General features: G+C 70.6%; 21 protein-coding genes. 10 read left to right on the plus strand and 11 right to left on the minus strand.

The genetic code is table 11. The features are described from left to right. Nucleotides 1-63 precede the first annotated feature (63 nt). A complete protein-coding gene (locus tag AW273_RS24755; RefSeq protein WP_062352607.1) occupies nucleotides 64-1,500 on the minus strand; it encodes a S1 family peptidase in 1,437 nt (478 codons plus the stop codon). 96 nt (nucleotides 1,501-1,596) lie between these two features. Next, nucleotides 1,597-2,556 carry a LysR family transcriptional regulator gene (locus tag AW273_RS24760; RefSeq protein ID WP_062352610.1) on the minus strand — a complete coding sequence of 320 codons (960 nt, stop codon included), beginning with the start codon at nucleotides 2,554-2,556 and terminating at the stop codon, nucleotides 1,597-1,599. Nucleotides 2,557-2,710: 154 nt separating this feature from the next. On the opposite strand from AW273_RS24760, the gene AW273_RS24765 reads away from it, so the two are divergent. Beyond that, on the plus strand, nucleotides 2,711-3,784 hold the full coding sequence (locus AW273_RS24765; RefSeq protein WP_063910090.1) for a sugar ABC transporter substrate-binding protein: 1,074 nt from the start codon (nucleotides 2,711-2,713) through the stop codon (nucleotides 3,782-3,784). On the opposite strand, the gene AW273_RS24770 is transcribed toward AW273_RS24765, so the two are convergent. Genes AW273_RS24770 through def form a run of 6 tightly spaced genes read right to left on the minus strand, consistent with a single transcriptional unit; the run spans nucleotide 3,770 to nucleotide 8,083 of the window. Further along, nucleotides 3,770-4,003 (minus strand): hypothetical protein, encoded by a 234-nt coding sequence (locus tag AW273_RS24770; RefSeq protein WP_062352615.1) that lies wholly within the window; start codon nucleotides 4,001-4,003, stop codon nucleotides 3,770-3,772. The two genes, AW273_RS24765 and AW273_RS24770, sit on opposite strands and share 15 nt — an antisense overlap. A gap of 10 nt (nucleotides 4,004-4,013) precedes the next feature. Continuing rightward, nucleotides 4,014-5,678, minus strand: a complete 1,665-nt coding sequence (locus AW273_RS24775; protein ID WP_062352617.1) for a sodium:solute symporter family protein — start codon at nucleotides 5,676-5,678, stop codon at nucleotides 4,014-4,016. Between the two features lie 30 nt (nucleotides 5,679-5,708). Beyond that, nucleotides 5,709-6,131, minus strand: a complete 423-nt coding sequence (locus AW273_RS24780; protein ID WP_062352628.1) for a nitroreductase/quinone reductase family protein — start codon at nucleotides 6,129-6,131, stop codon at nucleotides 5,709-5,711. Nucleotides 6,132-6,160: 29 nt separating this feature from the next. Continuing rightward, a complete protein-coding gene (locus tag AW273_RS24785) occupies nucleotides 6,161-6,985 on the minus strand; it encodes a patatin-like phospholipase family protein (RefSeq protein ID WP_062352631.1) in 825 nt (274 codons plus the stop codon). A gap of 28 nt (nucleotides 6,986-7,013) precedes the next feature. Further along, nucleotides 7,014-7,577 (minus strand): class I SAM-dependent methyltransferase, encoded by a 564-nt coding sequence (locus tag AW273_RS38075; protein ID WP_062352633.1) that lies wholly within the window; start codon nucleotides 7,575-7,577, stop codon nucleotides 7,014-7,016. Beyond that, nucleotides 7,574-8,083: a peptide deformylase gene (def, locus tag AW273_RS38080; RefSeq protein ID WP_369409157.1), complete on the minus strand. Its 510-nt coding sequence runs from the start codon at nucleotides 8,081-8,083 to the stop codon at nucleotides 7,574-7,576. The genes AW273_RS38075 and def overlap by 4 nt, the downstream gene beginning before the upstream one ends. A gap of 142 nt (nucleotides 8,084-8,225) precedes the next feature. Here def and AW273_RS24800 point away from each other — a divergent pair, with 142 nt between their 5' ends. Continuing rightward, nucleotides 8,226-10,979, plus strand: a complete 2,754-nt coding sequence (locus AW273_RS24800) for a cellulose-binding domain-containing protein (RefSeq protein ID WP_062352639.1) — start codon at nucleotides 8,226-8,228, stop codon at nucleotides 10,977-10,979. A 155-nt stretch (nucleotides 10,980-11,134) separates the two neighbouring features. Further along, complete coding sequence (locus AW273_RS24805) at nucleotides 11,135-11,572, plus strand: TIGR02611 family protein (RefSeq protein ID WP_062352642.1); 438 nt, start codon at nucleotides 11,135-11,137, stop codon at nucleotides 11,570-11,572. On the opposite strand, the gene AW273_RS24810 is transcribed toward AW273_RS24805, so the two are convergent. Further along, nucleotides 11,562-12,737, minus strand: a complete 1,176-nt coding sequence (locus AW273_RS24810; RefSeq protein WP_062352645.1) for a M20 metallopeptidase family protein — start codon at nucleotides 12,735-12,737, stop codon at nucleotides 11,562-11,564. The two genes, AW273_RS24805 and AW273_RS24810, sit on opposite strands and share 11 nt — an antisense overlap. Before the next feature lie 115 nt (nucleotides 12,738-12,852). Here AW273_RS24810 and AW273_RS24815 point away from each other — a divergent pair, with 115 nt between their 5' ends. Next, nucleotides 12,853-13,371, plus strand: coding sequence for a hypothetical protein (locus tag AW273_RS24815; RefSeq protein WP_062352648.1), 519 nt, complete (start codon nucleotides 12,853-12,855; stop codon nucleotides 13,369-13,371). Here AW273_RS24815 and AW273_RS24820 read toward each other — a convergent pair. Continuing rightward, nucleotides 13,325-14,179 (minus strand): beta-keto acid cleavage family enzyme, encoded by an 855-nt coding sequence (locus tag AW273_RS24820; RefSeq protein ID WP_062352651.1) that lies wholly within the window; start codon nucleotides 14,177-14,179, stop codon nucleotides 13,325-13,327. The two genes, AW273_RS24815 and AW273_RS24820, sit on opposite strands and share 47 nt — an antisense overlap. 70 nt (nucleotides 14,180-14,249) lie before the next feature. Between AW273_RS24820 and kdd the strand changes: the two genes are divergently transcribed. From kdd to kal, 4 genes are read left to right on the plus strand one after another with little or no spacing between them, the layout of a single operon-like run. Further along, complete coding sequence (gene kdd, locus AW273_RS24825) at nucleotides 14,250-15,293, plus strand: L-erythro-3,5-diaminohexanoate dehydrogenase (protein ID WP_232327577.1); 1,044 nt, start codon at nucleotides 14,250-14,252, stop codon at nucleotides 15,291-15,293. Continuing rightward, nucleotides 15,290-16,789 (plus strand): lysine 5,6-aminomutase subunit alpha, encoded by a 1,500-nt coding sequence (kamD, locus tag AW273_RS24830; protein ID WP_062352654.1) that lies wholly within the window; start codon nucleotides 15,290-15,292, stop codon nucleotides 16,787-16,789. The genes kdd and kamD overlap by 4 nt, the downstream gene beginning before the upstream one ends. Nucleotides 16,790-16,800: 11 nt before the next feature. Beyond that, the gene (kamE, locus tag AW273_RS24835; protein ID WP_232327578.1) at nucleotides 16,801-17,550 is read left to right on the plus strand and encodes a lysine 5,6-aminomutase subunit beta; all 750 of its coding nucleotides are present in this window, start codon (nucleotides 16,801-16,803) and stop codon (nucleotides 17,548-17,550) included. After that, on the plus strand, nucleotides 17,547-17,936 hold the full coding sequence (kal, locus tag AW273_RS24840) for a 3-aminobutyryl-CoA ammonia lyase (RefSeq protein WP_062352660.1): 390 nt from the start codon (nucleotides 17,547-17,549) through the stop codon (nucleotides 17,934-17,936). The genes kamE and kal overlap by 4 nt, the downstream gene beginning before the upstream one ends. Here kal and AW273_RS24845 read toward each other — a convergent pair. Continuing rightward, complete coding sequence (locus AW273_RS24845; RefSeq protein WP_157556114.1) at nucleotides 17,933-18,538, minus strand: SHOCT domain-containing protein; 606 nt, start codon at nucleotides 18,536-18,538, stop codon at nucleotides 17,933-17,935. The genes kal and AW273_RS24845 overlap by 4 nt on opposite strands. Before the next feature lie 132 nt (nucleotides 18,539-18,670). Here AW273_RS24845 and AW273_RS24850 point away from each other — a divergent pair, with 132 nt between their 5' ends. Further along, complete coding sequence (locus AW273_RS24850) at nucleotides 18,671-19,603, plus strand: acyl-ACP desaturase (RefSeq protein WP_062352665.1); 933 nt, start codon at nucleotides 18,671-18,673, stop codon at nucleotides 19,601-19,603. Nucleotides 19,604-19,617: 14 nt separating this feature from the next. Beyond that, nucleotides 19,618-20,154 (plus strand): DUF1349 domain-containing protein, encoded by a 537-nt coding sequence (locus tag AW273_RS24855; protein ID WP_062352670.1) that lies wholly within the window; start codon nucleotides 19,618-19,620, stop codon nucleotides 20,152-20,154. Nucleotides 20,155-20,216 lie beyond the last annotated feature (62 nt).

Consider the following 20,216-nt stretch of genomic DNA (forward strand, 5'->3'; position numbering starts at 1 on the left):
GGTCAACACCGCCGGGCCGCAAATAAAGCCCGACGGTGCACGATCGACCGAAAGTTTTACGTTCTATGGGCGGGTGTAGGCGAGGGTGAAGCTGCCCGAGCCGCTGTAGCCGTGGACGCGGTACCGGTAGGTGCCCGCGGTTCCGCTGTAGGTGACGGTCTCGTCGGGGCCGGAGCTGGTGCCGCTGGCCACGTTGGTCCAGGTCGAGCCGCTCAGGCGCTGGAGGTAGAGGTCGAAGTCGACCCCGTTCGGGCCGTCGAGGCACAGGCGGTGAGTGCCCGCGTTGGCGGTGAACTGGGTGCTGTAGGCGTTGCCGCCGCTGCTGACCGAGCCGGTGGTGGTGCTGGCGTAGCCGGTGCAGGTGCCGCCGGGCGGGGCGCCCGTGGTGGTCAGGGTCAGGCCGTACGCCGACAGGATCTCGTTGACCGGCTGGAAGTAGGTGGTGCCGCCGACGGAGCAGTTGCCGCTACCGCCGGAGGTGACGCCCTGGGCCTGGGTGCCGGAGATCCACGAGCCGCCCGAGTCGCCGGGCTCGGCGCAGACGTTGGTGCGGGTCACGCCTGAGACGGTGCCCTGCGCGTAGGTGACCGAGGTGCCAATCTGCTGGACGGTGCCGCAGTGCCAGCCGGTGGTGGAGCCGGAGCGGCAGATGGAGCCGCCGACGACCTGCGCCGTGGAGCCCGAGACGGTGGCGGAGGTGCCGGCCACGGTCGGCGTCGGCACCCAGTTGGAGTTCACCGCGACCCAGGCGTAGTCGTTGCCGGGGAACGAGGAGCCCTGGAAGGTGCCCTGCGCGACCCGGTTGTAGCCCTGGGTCGAGCTGCCGGTCGTGCCGCAGTGGCCCGCGGTGACGAACCCGGGGGTGCTGCCGCGGGTGACCGAGAAGCCGATGGAGCAGCGGCCCGAGTTGTTGATGTAGTAGGCGTCGCCGCCGCGCAGGTCGTAGTAGGGGATCGGCTGCTCGCTGGACGCGACGAAGGTCACGGCCGCCTTGTCGACCCCGGCCGAGGCCACGAACGCCTCGGCGGCGGCCTGGTCGCGGGTCTCGACGACGACCGAGTTCGACTTCACGTCGACGTAGTAGACGGGCACGGTCTGCGGGGCGGTGGCGGCGTCGAGCTTGTCCTTGAGCGTGGTCAGGTCGCCCAACGACCGGGTCACGACCTGTGCCTTGGCGCCGCCGGCCTCGATGGCGCCGACCTTGGACGCGTCCGAGGTCGCGATCGTCAGCGAGTTCGCGGTGTCGCCGCTGAGCCACGACCCGCCGAAGGCGGCGCCGAGGTCGGTGCGGACCTTGCCTTCGAGCTTGCCGAGCCTGGCCTCGTTGACGAGGCGGAGCTGGGCCTGCTCGGCGGAGAGGTTGAGGTCGCGCTGGAGGGCCTCCAACATCGAGGGTGCCGGTTTCGCCGGCGCCGCGACGGCGGCCGGGGCGGAGGACAGGACGAGGGCGACGCCCATGGTGAGGGCGCTCGCCGCGCTCAGGATGTGCCTGCTGCGCATCGATTCTCCTTGGGGGCTGGGAGTGCCCTGAACGTAAACTCCAGGTGCGTCCCAGAGGAGCCGTCGTTTGCCCCCTATCACCGTGTTATGGCCCGCCTACGGCATGGTTCCGTAGCCCGGGTTCCGGGCCAGCCAGTTCGAATAGGGTGTGCTCTGCCTGACCGCGTCGAGGTGGGAGAACTTGGCGTGGCTGACCACGGCCGGCGCCGACTGGGCGGCCGGGGTCTCCGGATGCCATCCGAGCAGTTGCCGCCAGCGCAGCGGCGCCCCGCGCACGGGTAAGGCCACCATCCCCTCGCTCCGGCGGAAGGTGGCCTGGCACAACGCCACGGCACGGCCGACCCGCACCAGGTGGACACAGGTCGCGACGTCGGTCTCGTAGATCGCCTCGGGGGCGAACCCCGACCGCGACGCGGCCACGGCGAAGCACTCGCCGAAGCAGCCGTCGCCGGGGGTGACCGCCCACTGCTCCCTGGCGAAGTCGCCGAGCTCGACCTCCCGTTCCCCGGCCAGCGGATGCGACTCGGCGACCAGCACGAACACCGGGTCGTTGGCGACCAGGGCCCACGACAGCGCCTCGTCGCCGGGCGGCCGGGAGTCGCCGCAGACCCCGATGAGGGCGAAGTCGAGCCGGCCGAGCATCACCTTGGTGGCCAGCTCCCCGGTCGACCACGACGTGGCGGTGGTGATCACGGCGCCGGGCTCGGCGGCGGCCAGCCGGTCGACCAGGCCGCCCAGGATCGGCCCGTTGGCGGCGCCGATCCGGTAGCGGCGGCCGTCGGGTTCGCCGTTGGCGAGCCGGGCGGCCTCCTCCTGCAGTTGCTGCACGGCGGGCAGCAGCACCTGCGCGCGGGCGAGCACCAGCTCCCCGAGCGCGGTCGGGCGGGAACCGGTGTGGTCCCGCTCGAACAGGCTGCCCCCGAGTGCCCGTTCGATCCGCTTCAACTGTGCGGTGAGCGCGGGCTGGGCGAGCCCGAGCGCACTGGCCGCCTTGGTGACGCTGCCGGTCTCGGCGACCATACGCACGATTCTCAGATGGCGGAGCTCGAGGTCCATAACGTGAAGGTATGACCCCCGAATAACTCCAGCAATGATGATTTGTCACACATTCTGACTAGTCATGTCGGAAAAGGTCCATCAAGACTCCGTCACCGCCGTTACCCCCCGGCAAGGGGCAGGGTAGGCCTCCCCAGACGAACGGGGGGCATGAGTGAGGACCTTTCTCGCGCTGGCGCTGGTTGTCGGCGTGGTCGCCTGTGGCGCCCAGAAGCCGAGGCGGATGGGTCCGGCCGAGATCATCGCTCGCGGCTTCAAGATCGGGCTGATGCTCCCCGACCTGACGACCCCCCGGTGGGAGAAGTTCGACCGTCCGTACATCACCTCGTCGATCGCCCAGCTCTGCCCCAACTGCGAGATCGTCCCGGTCAACGCCGAGGGCGACCCCGTCGCGCAGCGCCGCCAGCTCGACCAGCTCACCGCCCAGGGGATCAAGACCGTCATCCTGACCCCGGTGGACGCCCGCGGCATCCGGCCGTCGGTCGACAACGCCGTCGCGCGGGCCGTCCGGATCGTCTCCTACGACCGTCTCGCGGAGGGCCCCATCGACGCCTACACCTCCTTCGACAACGTCGAGGTGGGCCGGCTGCAGGGCCAGGCCCTGGTCGACGCCATCAGGGCACGCGGCCGCAAGGGCGAGGTCATCATGCTCAACGGCCCGACCACCGACCCCAACTCCGCCGAGTTCAAGGCCGGCGCCCACATGGCCATGGACGGCCGGGTCCGCATCGGCGCCGAGTACGACACCCCCGCCTGGAGCGCCGAGGACGCCGAACGCGAGTCGGAGATGGCCATCGACCGCCTCGGCCTGGACGACATCGCCGGCGTGTACGCCGCCAACGACGGCCTGGCCGGCGGCGCCGCGTCGTCGATCCGCGACTCGGGCCTGCCCCCGGACACCCCGCTGACCGGCATGGACGCCGACCTGGAGGCCATCCATCGCATCATGCTCGGCACCCAGACCATGACCATCTACAAGCCGATCCAGCCCGAGGCCCAGAACGCCGCCCAACTGGCCGTCGACCTGGGCGCCGGACGGCCGATCTCGGGCACCAGCACGGTGAGCAACGGCAGCAGGCGGGACATCCCCGCCATGATCACCAAGGCGATCGTGGTGACCCGGACGACGATCAAGGACACCGTGGTCAGAGACGGCTTCTGGACGGTCAACGAGGTCTGCAACCCGGCCACCATGAAGTCGATGTGCCAGGAGCTAGGCATCACCTGACGACTCGTCGGAGGGATCGGGCACGTCCTTGGGCCGCAGCCGCTCCCACAGCAGGAACACCGCCGCCAGCACCAGCATCCCGGCCCCGGTCCACAGGTTGATGCGCACCCCCTCGGCCTTCGCGATCTCCTCGGCCCCGTCGAGGAGGCCGGCGACGACCAGGATCACGCCGTAGACGGCGAACAGGCCGCCCAGGATGCGGCGGATGTCGAACAACATCGGGTCCTCCTTACAGGAACGGCAGGTAGAGGCCGGCGGCCAGGACCAGCGCGCCGGAGCCGAGGATCACGGGGGAGCGGTACCACGCCCGGTCCCCGGCCAGGGAGTCGTCCTTGAGGTCGACGTCGGTCAGCCCGTACACCAGACCGCGCAGCTCCTCCTCCGGCTTGGGTGTGGTCACCAGCGTGATCACGACCGACACGACCGCGTCGACCGCGAACGCCGCCCCCGCCGCGACGAACGAGGCGTTCAGGTCGGTGCCGAGGTCGAAGACCCCCGCCCGATAGGGGATGTAGACCGCGAACGCCGCCAGGGTGCCCGCGATGATGCCCCAGAAGCCGGCCCAGGGGGTCATCCGCTTCCAGAACAGGCCGATGATGAACGTCGCGAACAGGGGCGCGTTGAAGAACGCGAACAGCGCCTGGAGGTAGTTCATGATGTTCGAGAAGCCGGCCGCGATGAACGCCGTCCCGATCCCGGCCACCACACCGCCGATGGTGGCGAGGCGCCCGAGCCGTACATAGAACTCGTCGGGTCTGCCGCCGTCCACGTGACCCTTCCAGATGTCGTACGTGAACACGGTGTTGAACCCCGAGACGTTCGCCGCCATGCCCGCCATGAACGACGCGAGCAGGCCGGTCACCGCGACCCCGAGCACCCCGTTGGGCAGGAACTCGTTCATGAGCAGCGGGATCGCGTAGTTGTACGCGGGCCCGCCTTCCTTCCCCAGGTTCGAGAACAACACGAGCGCGACGAGGCCCGGGATCACCGTCACGACCGGGATCAGCAGCTTCGGGTAGGCCGCCACGATCGGCGTCAGCCGCGCCGCGTTGGTGTTGCGGGCCGACAACCCGCGCTGCACCTCGGCGAAATTGGTCGTCCAGTAACCGAACGACAACACGAACCCGAGCCCGAACACGATCCCGATCCAGCTCGCCCCCAGCGGATTGTCCGTGGACGCGGTCGTCGACCACGTGTGCAGCCCGCCCTCGCCGAGCACGCTCTCGCGGACCTTCCGCCCGAGCCCCTCGAACCCCCCGACCCGGATCAGCCCCAGGACCACCACGGGCACCAGGCCCGCGATGATCACGAAGAACTGCATGACCTCGTTGTAGATGGCCGACGACAACCCGCCCAGGGTGATGTACGCCAGCACGATCGCCGCCGAGACGATCACCGACACCCAGAGGGGCCAGCCGAGCAGCGCCTCCATCACGAGGGCCAGGGCGTAGAGGTTGATCCCCGCGATCAGCACCTGCGCGACGGCGAACGCGATGGCGTTGAAGAGCTGGGTGGCCGGATTGAACCGCCGCCGGAGGAACTCCGGCACGCTGTGCACCTTCGACCGGTAGTAGAACGGCATCATCACGACGCCGAGGAACACCATGGCCGGAATGGCGCCGATCCAGTAGTAGTGCACGGTCATGAGGCCGTACTGGGCTCCGTTGGCGGCCATGCCGAGGATCTCGATCGCCCCGAGGTTGGCGGAGACGAACGCGAGACCCGTGATCCACGCGGGCAGGGCACGCCCGGCGAGGAAGAAGTCGCTGGAGGAGCGGATGGCGCGGCGGGCGGCGAATCCGATGCCCACCACGACGGCGAAGTAGAGCGCCAGGATCAGATGGTCCAGCGCGTTGACGTCCAGGCGGAGGTCCTGGGGAGCGAGAGCGAGCACGGACCCCCGCTACCCCTCGACCTCATGGCATCACGTGCGTTCCAGTGCGACGACCGGGATCTTGCGCCCGGCCGCCTTCTCGTGTTCCGAGAAGAACGGGTAGTTCTTCTTGATCTGCGACCACAACGCGTCGTACTCGGCGCCCTCCGTCGGCCGGGCCATGGCGATGTAGACCTGGTCGCCGACCTCCACCGTGACCTCGGGGGTCTTCAGGAGGTTGCGGAACCACTCCGGGTCTTCGGGCGCGCCCGCGGCCGAGGCCATGACCAGCAGGTGGTCGCCCTCGATGACGTACATCATCGGGGTCGTGTGGGGGCGGCCGGTGACGCGGCCGCGGGTGGTGAGGATCAGCAGGGCGCGGCCCTCGAAGGGGCCGCCGCCCCCGTGGGCGCGGAACTCCTCGATCGTCCTGCGGTTGATCTCGCGGACGTCGCCGTCGGTCGGGTTGCTCATGCGCCCCATACTTGCCGGAAAAGACGTTCTCAGTCCCAGATCCCGGCGACCCGCGCGGCGACCGACGGCGCCTGGGCGAGGCCGGCCTTGAAGGCGGGGGCCCACAGGCCGGGGTCGAGGACGTTGCCGCCGAACACGGCCTTGGCCGCCTCGTCGGGGCCGACCGACACGGTCTTCGGCGCGCCGGTCTTCTCCAGTTCGCGGGCCAGCCGCTGGGGCGGCACCATGCCGGTGAGCGGTTCGAGCACGACGACCGCGCCGGCGCCCCTGGCCAGGTCGGCGTTGGTGCCGCTGCGCACGCCGCCGTCCATGTAGCGGGCGCCGTTGATCTCGACCGGCGGGTAGACGCACGGCACGGCGCAACTGGAGGCGACGGCGAGGGCGAGCTCGACCCCCGATTCGCGGGTCCAGACGACGAACTGGCCGGTGGCGGCGTCGACGGCGGTGATCTGGAGGTCGCGCTCGGGCCACACCTTCACCGGCAGCCGGTCGCCGACCGACTCGATCCGGGCCATGCCGTCGACCACGGGGAGGGCCAGGGCCAGCTCGCCGACCCTCCGGCGGGCCTCCTTCGGGTCGATGTCCGGGTCGAAGAGGATCCCGAACGCCTGCATGACCGGCTCCATGTCGACGGCCGGGCGGGGTCCGTGGTCGCTCGTGCTCTGCCGCGCGACGGCCTGTTCCAGGTCGGCGCCGGTCGCGATGAGGGCGCCGACGACGGAACCGGCGGACGTGCCGATGATCGTGTCGGCGTCGCCCAGGTCGATGCCCTCACGGCGCAGACCGGTCACGATCCCTGCTTCCCAGGCGATGCCGGCGATGCCGCCGCCACCCAGGACCAATGCTCTCGTCATATACCGAATTATGTTCTATCGGTGCCCTCTACGGGAGGGCGACCACGGCGTATCTCTCGTCGTCGATCGGGCGGCCCCACAACGCCGGATCGGGGAGGGGTTCCACGACGATCTCCCGGACCATGGGACGAAGTGTTCCGGCCACTTCCCCGGCCGTCAGGCCCGCGCCGCCCCAGCGGCCCTCGACCAGCACGAGCCGTCCGCCGGGACGCAGGCTCGCGATCCACCCGCGCAGGGTCGCGGCCGGATCGGGGAAGATCCACAGCAGGTGGCGGCAGAGCACCACGTCGAAGTGGCCCGGGGGCTCGGCGGCGTCGCCGACGGTGATCTCGGGCCGATGGCCCGCGCCGGCGAGTTTGCGCCTGGCCCGCTTCACCATCTCGGGCGACCGGTCGACGCCGACGGGCCGGTGGCCCTGCTCGGCCAGCAGGAGGGTCAGAGAGCCCGTGCCGCAGCCCGCGTCGAAGACGTCGGCGGGCGGGCCGGGGAGCCACGCGGCCAGCCGGGCCGACCAGGCCGCCCGCACGACGGGGTCGCGCAGGCCATGGTCGGGCTGTTCGTCGAAGGTGGCCGCCTGGTCGTCCCAGTTCACGACTGGCGCAGCTCGCGGAACTCGGTCAGGACGACCTCGCGGGCCTCGGGTGTCAGGTGGTCGATGTAGAGGATGCCGTTCAGGTGGTCGGTCTCGTGCTGGAAGCAGCGGGCCAGGACGCCCGTGCCGACCACGGTGATGGGCTCGCCGCGCAGGTCGAAGCCGTGGACCGTCGCCACGTTGGGGCGGCCCAGGGCGGCGCGCGGGCCGGGGACCGACAGGCAGCCCTCGCCGCCGACGTCGAACTCCTGCTCGTCGGCGGGGGGCAGCTCCAGGGTCGGGTTGACGACCACGCCCTTCTGGAAGACCTCGTCGGCGTCGGGGCAGTCGTAGACGAAGACGCGCAGGTCGACGCCGATCTGGTTGGCGGCCAGGCCGACGCCCTCGGCGGCGTACATGCTCTCGAACATGTCGTCGGCCAGGGCGGCGAGTTCGTCGTCGAACTTCTCCACCGGGCGGCACGGGGTGTGCAGGACCGGCGTCCCGACGATCGTGATGGGTCTCATGTGCTCCATTGTCGCAGCGGTCTCCACCTGAGATAGTTGGTTTGGTAATCAAACCAAGTTCCATGCACGCGCTGGGCGGACGGTCAGGGTCCCCACCTGATCGTGCATGGCCGGTTATCCATTCACGGAGGAGAAACCGTCCATGCGAAGAAAGATCGTCAGCATGCTCGCGATCGTCGCCCTGGCGCTGGTCGCGGCGGTGGTGCGGATGGCGCCGGCGGGGGCGGTCGCCTCCGATCCGTACACGTACAAGAACGTGCGGATCGACGGCGGCGGGTTCGTGCCGGGCATCGTGTTCAACCCGGCCGAGCGGAACCTGATCTACGCCCGGACCGACATCGGCGGCATGTACCGCTGGGAGCAGTCCACCACCTCGTGGAAGCCGCTGCTCGACTGGGTCGGGTTCACGAACTGGGGCTACAACGGGGTCGACAGCATCGCGACCGACCCGGTGCAGACCAACCGCGTCTACGCGGCCGTGGGCATGTACACCAACTCGTGGGACCCGAACAACGGGGCCATCCTGCGGTCGACGAACAAGGGGGACTCCTGGTCGGTCACCCCGCTGCCGTTCAAGATGGGCGGCAACATGCCCGGCCGGGGCATGGGTGAGCGGCTGGCCGTCGACCCCAACCGCAACTCCACCCTCTACCTGGGCGCGCCGATGGGCAACGGCCTGTGGCGGAGCACCGACTACGGCGCGACCTGGGCCAAGGTGACCGGTTTCCCGAACGCCGGGAACTACAGCGACGACCCGAGCGACCCCAACGGCTACACCAGCCACCAGCCCGGCGTCGTGTGGGTGACCTTCGACAAGCGCACCGGCACGTCCGGCAACGCCACCCAGACGATCTACGTCGGCGTGGCCGACAAGGCCAACACCGTCTACCGGACGACCAACGGCGGCACCACCTGGGAGCGGCTGCCCGGCACGCCCACCGGCTACATCGCCCACAAGGGCGTGCTCGACCACGTCAACGGCTACCTGTACCTCGCCACCTCCGACACCGCCGGGCCCTACTCCGGGGCCAAGGGCGACGTCTGGCGCTACGCCACCGCGACCGGGACCTGGACGCAGATCTCGCCGATCCCGTCGAGCAGCGGCGACGCCTACTTCGGCTACTCGGGCCTGACCATCGACCGGACCAACCCGAGCACGATCATGGTGGCCACGCAGATCTCCTGGTGGCCCGACGTGATCTTCTGGCGGTCGACCGACTCCGGGGCCACCTGGACGCGGATCTGGGACTTCACCTCGTACCCGAACCGTAGTTTCCGCTACAAGATGGACATCAGCTCCTCGCCCTGGCTGAGCTGGGGAGCCAACCCGCAGCCGCCCGAGGTCACGCCCAAGCTGGGCTGGATGACCGAGTCGATGGAGATCGACCCCTTCGACGGCAACCGTTTCATGTACGGCACCGGCGCCACCATCTACGGGTCGACCGACCTGAAACTGTGGGACACCGGCGGCCAGCTCACCATCAAGCCGATGGTCAAGGGCCTGGAGGAGACCGCCGTCCTCGACCTCGTCAGCCCGCCCACCGGCACCGCGCCGCTGATCTCGGGCCTGGGCGACATCGGCGGGTTCCGGCACACCAACCTCGACGCCGTGCCGCCGATGATGTTCCTGCAGCCCAACTTCACCTCGACGACCTCGCTCGACTACGCCGAGCTCAACCCCTCGACGATGGTCAGGGCCGGCAGCTTCACCGAGGCCGACCGGCCGGGCGACAACCACGTGGCCTTCTCGACCGACGGCGGCGCCAACTGGTTCCAGGGCCAAGAGCCCGGCGGGATCAACAACGGCGGCACGGTCGCGGCGGCGGCCGACGGCAGCCGCTTCGTGTGGGCGCCCGGCGACGCCGGGGCCTCGGTCGTCTACTCGGTCGGGTACGGCAACACGTGGCAGACCTCCTCCGGCGTGCCGTCGGGCGCGCGGGTCGAGTCCGACCGGGTGAACCCGCAGAAGTTCTACGCCTTCGCCGACGGGCGTTTCTACGTCTCCACCAACGGCGGCCAGACCTTCACCGCCTCGGCGGCCACCGGCCTGCCGACGACGGCGCGGTTCAAGGCGGTCCCTGGGCGCGAAGGCGACATCTGGCTGGCCGGCGGCGCGGGACTGTGGCGGTCGACCAACTCCGGCACGTCGTTCACGAAGCTCTCCAACGTGGAGGAGTCGGACAACGTCGGCTTCGGCAAGGCGGCCCCCGGGCAGTCGTACCAGGCGATCTTCCTCATCGCGAAGATCGACGGCGTGCGCGGCGTCTTCCGCTCCGACGACGCGGGCGCGACGTGGGTCCGCATCAACGACGACCAGCACCAGTACGGCAACATCGGCGAGGCCATCACCGGCGACCCGAGGATCTACGGCCGCGTCTACCTGGGCACCAACGGCAGAGGCATCCTGTACGCCGACCGCACCGGCTCCAACCCGTCGCCGTCCCCCTCCCCGTCGCCGAGCCCGAGTCCCAGCCCCAGCCCGAGTCCCAGCCCGAGCCCGAGCCCGAGCCCGAGCCCGAGCCCGAGTCCCAGCCCCAGTCCGTCGCCGTCGCCCTCCCCGAGTCCGAGCCCGTCGCCGTCTCCCAACCCCGGTAAGGCGTGCGCGGCGACGTACACGATCACGAACTCCTGGCCCGGCGGGTTCGGCGCGAGCGTGACCGTCAGGAACAGCGGGACCGTCGCGATCACCGGCTGGACCGTCCGCTGGACCTGGGCCAACGGGCAGACCGTCAGCCAGGTCTGGAACGGCGTCCACTCGGCGAGCGGCGCGCAGCAGACGGTCGTGAACATGGGCTACAACGGCAACCTGAACCCGAACGGCACGACCACGTTCGGCTTCAACGCCAGTCAGTCGGGGACCAACCCGATCCCCGCCGTCACCTGCACCCCCGCGTAAAAACCCGGCCACGAGAACGCATGAGCCGCCTGTCCCCGGGTCGGAGGACGAGACGTCGTCTACGACCCAGGGATCAGGCGAAATGGTCCATCTGGGGGAAAGTCCGCTGCAAGGGCCGTGACTATGCTGGCCGTGGGGGTGACACCTATATGGCTATGGCCGGGCCCACCGATCCCGACGTCGATCCGAAGACGCCGGTCGCGGTGGACAACAGTGGAATCAAGGGACGGCTCGACCGTTTCCGCGCGACCCGCACGGGCGCCCTGACCCTGAAGATCGTGATCGGCACGATCGGCGGGGCCATGGTGATCGGCGGGCTCATCATGGTGCCGTTCCCGGGGCCGGGCTGGCTGGTCGTGTTCGCCGGGCTGGCCCTGCTGGCGACCGAGTTCAGCTGGGCCCACCGGGTGCTGGAGTTCGCCAAGCGTTACGTCACCATCGCGACCGACTGGCTGAAGCGGCAGAACTGGGCGGTGCGCATCATCGCCGGGATCCTGACGTTCGCGGTGGCCTTCGCGATCGTGTGGGGGTGCCTGAAGCTCACGCTCGGCTTCGACATGGTCGAATTCGGGCTGAACTTCATCAGCCGTTGAGCAGGCGCCGCTCCGCGAGGGCGGCCAGCACGCGTGACCCGTCGGCCATGACCGAGTCGTCGAACTCGGTCTCGGGGGAGTGGTTGGTCGCACAGGTCGCCGGGTCGGCCCCCTTCGCGTGGGCACCCAGCACGAGGAACGCGCCCGGCACCTCGTCGAGGACGAACGAGAAGTCCTCCGACCCGGTGGCCGGGCGCGGCATCGTCAGATAGCGGTCGGCCCCCACGATCTCCGGCACGACCTCCGCCGCGAACGCCGCCTCCGCGGCGTCGTTGACCGTCACCGGGTAGCCGATCCCGAACGTGCACTCGGCGCGCAGCCCGTGGGCCTCCGCGATGCCGGTCGCCAGCCGGACCACCCCTTCCTTGACCTTGGCCCGGGTCTCGGCGGAGAACGCCCGGATCGTCGCCTGGAACCAGGCCTCTTCGGGGATCACGTTGTCGGCGGTGCCGGCGTGGAACTGCCCGACGGTGATCACGACCGGGTCGAACACGTCGAAGGCCCGGGTCGTGTACGTCTGCAACTGGCTCACGATCTCGCAGCCCACCTGGACGGGATCGAGCGCCCGGTGCGGCGTGGACCCGTGGCCGCCCCGCCCGCGCACGGTCACGTCGAAGGTGTCGGCGGCGGCCAGGATCGGGCCGGGCCTGGTGACGAACCAGCCGCTCGGCACGATGGCCGAGAACACGTGCAGGCCGTAGGCGGCGGCGACGCGGTTGCCGGCGGCGTCCAGGACCCCCTCGTCGATCATCAGCTTGGCGCCCTCGTGGCCCTCCTCGCCGGGCTGGAACATGAAGACGACGTCGCCGGCCAGGTGCTCGCGGCGTTCCGACAGCAGCCGGGCGGCGCCGACGAGCATGGCGGTGTGCAGGTCGTGGCCGCAGGCGTGCATCGCGCCGTCGATCGCCGACCGGTAGTCGACCGGGACGCGCTCCTGGATCGGGAGGGCGTCCATGTCGGCGCGCAGCAGCACGCTCTGGCCGCCGCTCCGGCCGCCGCGCAGCACGGCGGTGACCGAGGTGAGCCTGTCGCCGGTGGTGACCTCCAGGGGCAGGCCGTCGAGGGCGGCCAGCACCTTGTCCTGCGTCCGAGGCAGATGGAGGCCGATCTCGGGTTCCCGGTGGATGGCTCGCCGCAGTTTTTCCAGCTCGTCCTGAAAGGTCATGCCTCATCCTCGACCGGGTCGCGGATCGTCTTCAACGCGGCGCGCCTTTTCGCCCGCGATCCGTCACCGGCTGCGATTCTGAAGTGACGTCCTGTCACTGTCGCCGGGAGGAATCATGCTCGTTCCGCTCGCCCTCACCGCATTGCTCTCCGGCGGGGTCTCCATCACCATCGAGAACGGCGTGACCGAGCTCTCGGGCCGGGTGGAATACGCGGTCCAGGTGGTCAACCGGGAGCCCCGGCCGGTCCAGGCCGACGTGCGGATCGCGTTCCCGCCGGGCCTGACCCACCTGCGGGCCGAGGGTGCGACCCTGTCGGCGAACTACGCCGGCTGGGAGGCGCTGCTGCCGACCGGGACCAGCACGTTCCGGCTGAGCGGCCGGGCCGAGGGCGGCCGGCCGTCCGACGCCGTCGCCGCGACGGCGTGCGTCTACCTGGAGAACCCGACCCGGCCCGAGGTGTGCGCCAGCGACATCGACATGATCGGGGTCAGGGGCGACTGGAGCCTGCTCGGCGTGGTGGCGCTGCTGATGGCGCTGACCGGGGCCGGTGGCGCGGCCTACCTGCTGATGCGGACGCGGCGTACCGTCACGGAACTGGCCGCGCCGTCCGACCGGGAGCCGGAGCGGGTCTGATCCCCAGGAAGGCGCGCGCCTCGGTCGTGGTCATCGGGGGCCGCTGGGCCAGCCGGGCCGCCTCGGCCGCGCGGGCGACGAGTTCCTCGTTGCCGCGCACCGGGCGGCCCTTGGCGTAGGTGAGGGTGTCCTCCATGCCGACCCGCAGGTGGCCGCCGCCGGCGAGGGCGGCGAACATGACGGGGAGCGAGGCGCGGCCGATCCCGGTCGCCGACCAGGTGGCCTCCGCCGGGAGCCGGCCGACCGCCGCGGCGACCGTGCGCAGGTCGCCGGCGAACCCGCCGGGCACGCCCATGACCAGGTCGCAGTGCACCCGCCCGCCGGCGGGCGGGCCGTGGCGGTCGAGCAGCCGGTTCATGGTGGCGACGTGGCCGAGGTCGAACAGCTCGAACTCCGGCACGATGCCCCGGGCCTGGGTCTCCTGGTAGAGCTCGGCCACGAACCCCCACGGGTTCATGAAGACGTCGTCGCCGAAGTTCACGGTGCCGCAGGTGAGGGAGCAGGCGTCGGGGGCGGCGTCCAGCACCTTGAGCCGGTCGGTGTACGGGTCGTGCACCGACCCGCCGGTGGAGAGCTGGACGACCAGGTCGGTCTCCCGCAGCGCGGCGACCGTCTCCCTGAGCAGCCCGAGGTCGAGCGTGGGTCGCGCCGCGGCGTCCCGGATGTGGACGTGGACCACCGCCGCCCCCGCCGCCTCGCAGGCCCTGGCCGTGGCGACCAGTTCGCCGAGGGTCACCGGCAGGGCGGGCACGTCGGCCTTGGCCGATTCGGCGCCGGTCGGGGCGACGGTGATGAGGGTGCTGGACATATCCGGATATTGCCCCCTTGTTCCGGGGCGGGACAAGATGCTTTCCTGAGTCGAGACTCAGGGAAGGGTGGTGGGACCATTGCCGACGGCCTCTCCGATCGGGCTGCACCGGGTGTTGTCGCCACCGGGCGCGCTCCCTCAGGCGGCCCTGCGGCTCGACGCCTCGCCGGGCCTGTGGCCGGGGGAGACCCGGCTCCGGGTCGAACGGCTGAACCTCGACGCGGCGTCGTACCGCCAACTGCACGGGAAACACCACGGCGACGGCGCGGCGGTGCGCGGCGAGGTGCTGGAGATCATCCGTACCCGCGGCAAGATGCACAACCCGGTCACCGGGTCGGGCGGCATGCTGGTCGGCGTGGTCGAGGAGGGCCCGGCCTTCCCGGCCGGGACGCGGGTGGCCACGCTCGTCTCCCTCACCCTGACCCCGCTGGTGCTCACCTCGACGACCTGGGACGGCCTGTCGGAGCAGATCCCGTGCGACGGGCACGCGATCCTCTTCGAACGGTCGGTCGCGGCGCAACTGCCCGGCGACCTGCCGGTCCCGCTGGCGCTGGCGGTCATGGACGTCTGCGGCGCCCCCGCGCTGACCGAGCGCGTTGTCCAGAAATATCGGGCAGGGCGCGCTGCCGAGCCTGCCCAGGCAGAACGTGTTGTCCGGAACCATCACGATCCGGTGGTGGCGGTCCTGGGTGCGGCGGGGAAGAGCGGGTCGCTCTCGCTGGCCGCCGCCCGCCGGGCCGGGGGCCGGACCATCGGGGTGGTGGTGAACGAGCGGGAGGCCGCGACGGTCAAGGGGCTCGCCGACGAGGTGCTGGTCGCCGACGCCCGGGACGCCGTGGCGCTGTCGGACCTGAGGGCCGACGTCACCATCGTCTGCGTGGACGTGCCCGGTTGCGAGCACGCCGCCATCCTCGCCACCCGCGACGGCGGGACCGTGGTCTTCTTCTCGATGGCGACCTCCTTCTCCGCCGCCGCGCTCGGCGCGGAGGGGCTCGGCGCCGACGTCACGATGCTGATCGGCAACGGCTACGCCCCCGGTCACGCGGAACTGGCGCTGAGGCTCCTGCGCGAGGAACCGGGTGTGCGGGCCGCGTTCGAGGAGCGGCTGCGATGAAGCTCGGCCTCGACCCCGCCGTGGTGCGCAGGGCCCGCGACCTGGCCGCCCGCGCCGCCGAGCCGGTCATCGAGATGGCCAGGACCCACACGACGGTCTCGGTCGAACGGGCCGTGCTCCGGCTGGCGGGCGTCACCGGCGCCGACGCCGACGGGATCCCGTGGGTCAACCGGATCGTGGACGCCGTACGCGACCAGGTGGGGCTGGAACACGGTGTCGCGCTGCCGTTCTTCGCGGCCGGGAACTGGCGCTCCATGAGATTCGGCCTGCCGACGGGGGCCGAGCGGGACCGGGCCCTGGCGCGGGCCCGCGAGGCGGTCGGCGCGGGCGTAGCCCGGATCGACCGCAACCGCGCCGACCGCGACCGGCTGCTCGCCCGGCACGGCGACCCGGACAAACCCTGGATCTACCTCATCGTCGCGACCGGCGACATCCACGAGGACATCCCGCAGGCCCAGGCCGCCGCCCGCGAGGGCGCCGACGTCATCGCGGTCATCCGCTCGACCGGGCAGTCGCTGCTCGACTACGTGCCCGAGGGCGCGACCCGCCAGGGGTACGCCGGGACGTACGCCACCCAGGAGAACTTCCGCCTCATGCGGGCCGCCCTCGACGAGGTGTCGGCGGAACTGGGCCGCTACGTGAGGCTGACGAACTACGCCAGCGGCCTGTGCATGCCCGAGATCGCCACGCTGGCCGGGCTCGAACGGCTCGACATGATGCTGAACGACTGCATGTACGGCATCATCTTCCGCGACATCAACCCCCGCCGCACCTTCGTCGACCAGCGCTTCTCCCGCCAGATCCACGCCCGCGCGGGGATCGTCATCAACACCGGCGAGGACAACTACCTGACCACGGCCGACGCGATCGACGCCGCGCACACCGTCGTCGCCTCGCAACTGCTGAACGAGCGCTTCGGCCACGAGGCCGGCCTCGCCGACGGGCAGCTCGGCCTCGGCCACGCGTTCGAGATCAACCCCCAGATCCCCGACTCGTTCCGCCTGGAGTTGGCGCACGCGCAGCTCGTGCGGGAGCTCTTCCCGGACGCGCCGCTCAAGTACATGCCGCCGACCAAGCACATGACCGGCAACATCTTCGCCGGCTACCTGCTCGACGCGTTCTTCAACCTGGCCGGGGTGATGACCGGCCAGTCGATCATCCTGATCGGCATGATGACCGAGGGCATCCACACCCCCTGGCTCTCCGACCGCGACCTCGCGCTGGAGAACGTCCGGTACGTCCGCCGGGCGGCCGGGGACCTGTCGGAGGACTTCACCCCCGGCCCCTTCATCCGCGAGCGCGCCGCGCGGGTGTTGTCGGAGACCGTCGACCTGCTGCACCGGGTCGCCGACGACGGCCTGCTCGACGCCATCGCCGACGGCGTCTTCGGGGTGACCAGACGGCCCGCCGACGGCGGCAGGGGCCTCGACGGCGTCGTGGAGAAGGCCGGCGACTACGTGAACCCCGCGACCGAGATCCTGGAGGCGGCCCCATGACCGTCGAGACGATGAAACAGATCATCCGCCCGTACGGCGACACGACGGGCGACGCGATGATCCAGGTCAGCTTCACCCTGCCGGTGCCGCACGGCCCCCGGGCCGAGCTGGCCGCGCTGCGGCTGGCCGGGAAGATGGGCCTCGACCCGGCGAGCGTGGTGCACAGCAAGGCGATGGGCCCCGACTTCACCTTCTTCATCGTGTACGGGAAGGCGACCCACCTGATCGACTACGCGGGCATCGAGGTCCCCGAGGGCCGGGAGTTCGAGCTGCTGACCCCGGCCCAGGTCAACGGTGCGATCAAGGCCCGTCTCGGCCGGCGGCTGGTCGTGGTCGGCGCCTGCATCGGCACCGACGCCCACACGGTCGGCATCGACGCGATCCTCAACGTGAAGGGGTTCGCGGGGGAGAAGGGCCTGGAGTACTACCGGGAGATCGAGGTCCACAACCTGGGCGCGCAGGTGGCCGTCGGCGACCTCGTGGCGCGGGCGAAGGCCGTGAACGCCGACGCGGTGCTGGTCTCCCAGGTGGTGACCCAGAAGAGCGCCCACATCCACAACACCAAGCAGATGGCCGCCGCCTTCACCGAGGCCTACCCGACCTCCCTGACGGGCGGCCTCGGCCGCCCCCTGCTGATCGTGGGCGGCCCCCGCTTCGACACGGTGACCCCGTCGGACCTGGGCGTCGACCGCATCTTCGGCAGGGGCACCACACCGGGCGAGGTGGCGAGCTACCTCGTCCACGCGCTGGTGCGCGAATGAAGGTCACCCACCGGCGTTACGTGCCGGCCTCCCACGCCCACTACGGCGGCTCGCTGGTCGACGGCGCCTACGTGCTGGGCCTGTTCGGCGACGTCGCGACCGAGGTCTGCATCCGGATGGACGGCGACGAGGGGCTGTTCGCCTCCTACCAGGAGGTGCGGTTCCGGGCCCCGGTCGTCGCGGGCGACGTGATCGAGGTGACGGCGGAGGTGACCCGGGTGGGCAACCGCAGCAGGACGCTGGCCTTCGAGGCGCGGGTGGTCTGCCGCGCCCGGCCGGACCTGTCGCCGTCGGCGAGCGAGGTGCTCGACCCGCCCCTCGTGGTCACCACGGCGACCGGCACGGTCGTGGTGCCGGCCGGACAGGACCGTGACGGGGGAACCTAGCGGCCGTCCATGACATCGGACTTCAGCCGGTCGAACTCCTCGCCGGAGATGGCGCCCGACTGCCGCAGCAGGTCGAGTTGGGTGAGCCGCTGGATGACCGCGTCGGCGCCCGTCGCCAGGGGCGGCACCGGGCCGACGCGCATGCGGTGGGCCAGCGACCTGAGGTCGTCGAGGACGAGCGGCCTCCCCGGGCGGTCGGGGTTGTAGGCGACGGTCAGGCGGGTGCCCGGCGGGACCGGCCACATGGTCGACTGCCGCAGCTCCATGCCGGGCACGTCGGGCACGTGCCCGATCAGCCGGTACATGAGCTGGTTGTTGACCCGCACCCCGGTCGGGACCACGTCGGTCACGACGGCCTCGGCGCGCAGGCCGGTCTCGCGCAGCGCGCGTTCGCGGGCGTCGGTGCGGCGCCACGCCGCGATCGTCAGAGCCAGCGCCACGACCACGGCGAGCGAGACCGTGCCGAAGACGACGGACATGGTCAGGTTGGCCCGGGCTCCGCCGTTCGTCCACAGGACGTACATGAAGACCGCCAGCGGCAGGCTCCAGATCAGCTGGAGGCCGACCGACAGACCGATCCAGACGCGTGCACCTTTGGGCATGAGCCGCACATTACCTCGGCAAGCATCGGTATCTACAAGAACTGTGGCGTCGGCTTGTGCGCGGGGTCCAGCCTTTCCGCATAAAGCTACGGTAGCGTAGGTTACGAAAACGTAAGTATGTGGGGAGCTGAGATGGCGCGCGCACTGACGCAGACGGAATTCCTCATCGAGCTGGAACCCGTCGTCGAGGAGAATCTCAACCGGCACCTGGGGGTGGCCAAGGAATGGTTCCCGCACGAGTACGTCCCCTGGGACGACGCGCGGACCTTCGACGGCATCCTGGGCGGCACCGCGTGGCGGCCGGAAGACTCCACGATCCCCGAGATCGCGCGCACCTCGCTGCTGGTCAACCTGCTGACCGAAGACAACCTGCCGAGCTACCACCACGAGATCGCCACGACCTTCGGGCGCGACGGCGCGTGGGGCACCTGGGTCGGGCGCTGGACGGCCGAGGAGGGCCGCCACTCGATCGTCATCCGCGACTACCTCATCGCCTCGCGCGCCCTCGACCCCAAGGCGCTGGAGCGGGCCCGCATGGCGCACATGGAGGCCGGGTTCCAGACCGAATACGGCACCATGCTCGGCCAGCTCGCCTACGTCTCCTTCCAGGAGCTGGCGACCCGCATCGCCCACCGCAACACCGGCAGGGCGTCGGGCGACGAGACGTGTGAGCGCATCCTGGCCCGCGTCGCGGCCGACGAGAACCTGCACATGCTCTTCTACCGCAATCTCCTCGGCGCGGCCCTCGACCTCGACCCCAACCAGACGATGCGCGCCATCACCGACGTGGTGAAGAGCTTCCAGATGCCGGGCGCCGGCATGGCCGGGTTCGCCCGCATGTCCATGCAGATCGCCCACGCCGGCATCTACGACCTGCGCTCGCACAAGGACGAGGTGCTGATGCCGGTCCTGCGGCAGTGGAAGGTCTTCGAGAAGGAGGGCCTCGACCCCGAGGGCGAGAAGGCCCGGCAGGAGCTCGCCGAGTTCCTCGACAACCTTGAGGTCACCGCGAAGCGATTCGAGGAACGAAGGGACGCCCGGCGAGCCCGGGAAGCCGCAAAATAGCGTATATACCGTGTATGACGTGGATCAATGAGCCCGCGAGCTGGGCCGCCGACGGAGACACCCTGACCTTCTCCGTCCCCGGCGAGACCGACCTGTGGCGGCAGACGCACTACGGCTACACCTACGACACCGCGCCGATGTACGGGCGCACCGTCGAGGGCGACGCCAAGGTGCGGGTCACCTTCACGGCCGACTACGCCGAGCAGTACGACCAGGCCGGGGTCATCCTGCGCGCCGACGAGAGCAACTGGATCAAGGCAGGGGTGGAGTTCGTCGACGGCGCCCTCCAGATCAGCGCCGTCGTCACCCGCGACTTCTCCGACTGGTCGGTGATGAGTGCCCCCGAGGGCACCACCTCGGTCACCTTCGAGCTCATCCGCGAGGGCGACGCCGTGCACATCAACTGGGGCGCCGACGGCGGCGAGCCCGTCACGCTGCTCCGGCTGGCCTACTTCCCGCCGGGTGTGCCCGCCCTCGCCGGGGCGATGGCGGCCGCTCCCGTCGGCAAGGGGTTCCAGGTCGACTTCTCCGAAGTCGTGATCACCGGCTAGGTACCAGAACACCCTTCCGGACCCGCATACTGTGATGCGCACATGAGCGGGAAGGTCCGGGA

It is taken from the genome of Herbidospora yilanensis, from assembly GCF_001570565.1.
GTDB classification, from domain to species: domain Bacteria; phylum Actinomycetota; class Actinomycetes; order Streptosporangiales; family Streptosporangiaceae; genus Herbidospora; species Herbidospora yilanensis.